The organism is Mycobacterium uberis (assembly GCF_003408705.1).
GTDB lineage: Bacteria > Actinomycetota > Actinomycetes > Mycobacteriales > Mycobacteriaceae > Mycobacterium > Mycobacterium uberis.
In genome coordinates this window covers 1-1,034 of record NZ_QAYL01000040.1, presented here as the reverse complement: position 1 = coordinate 1,034, position 1,034 = coordinate 1, and the positions used below count along the sequence as shown (strand labels likewise).

The 1,034-nt window shown below is 57.5% G+C and carries 1 pseudogene; it reads left to right on the top strand.

Annotated features, from left to right (window positions below):
• Window positions 1-851: pseudogene (locus tag MUBE_RS14345) on the top strand (amino acid permease); the annotation flags it as partial.
• Window positions 852-1,034 lie beyond the last annotated feature (183 nt).

Sequence of the window (1,034 nt, the reverse complement as noted above, 5' to 3'; positions counted from 1 at the left end):
CGTTCCGCTACTGATGGTCACTTCCGGAGTGATGTTCGCCTACGCCGCCGTCGAACTGGTCGGCACCGCAGCCGGCGAAACCGCCGAGCCAGAAAAAAATCATGCCGAGGGCGATCAACTCCGTGATCGCCCGCATCGCGATCTTCTACGTCGGGTCAGTGATCCTGCTGGCACTGTTGCTGCCCTATACTGCGTTCAAGGCCAGCGAAAGCCCGTTCGTCACGTTCTTCTCCAAGATCGGCTTCCACGGCGCGGGCGACCTAATGAACATCGTGGTACTCACCGCCGCACTGTCCAGCCTCAACGCCGGGCTGTATTCAACCGGTCGCGTCATGCACTCGATCGCGATAAATGGCAGCGGTCCGAAATTCACCGCGCGGATGTCGAAAAACGGTGTGCCATATGGCGGAATCCTTTTAGCCGCCGTTATCTGCCTGTTCGGTGTCGCACTAAACGCCTTCAACCCCGGTCAAGCCTTCGAGATCGTGCTCAACATCGCCGCGCTGGGCATCATCGCCGGATGGGGCACCATCGTACTTTGCCAACTTCGACTCCACAAGATGGCCAAAGCCGGGATCATGCGCCGACCCCGATTCCGTATGCCACTGGCCCCGTATAGTGGCTACCTCACCTTGCTCTTTTTGTTCGCCATACTGGTTATGATGACGTTCGACAAACCGATCGGCACGTGGACAGTAGCGTCACTGGTCGTTATTGTCCCAGCCTTGATCATCGGCTGGTACTCGATACGCAAGCGCGTGATGAGTATCGCCCGTGAGAGAATGGGCTACACTGGGCCATTTCCGGCGATCGCCAACCCGCCGATGCCCACCACCAGAACGGTCCCATAGCCAAAACTGGCAGCTCAATGCAGGTACTAGACCCTATTGTGATCGAGTTGCCCCAACCTACGGAATAAGTACAATCGCAACACCAAATTTCGTGCGAACTCTGTCTTCACTGTCGTGGGGAGACCCACCGAACGCCGGTAGGACGACGATTAGGACCCCATGTATGGCTACGCTGGCTGAGAG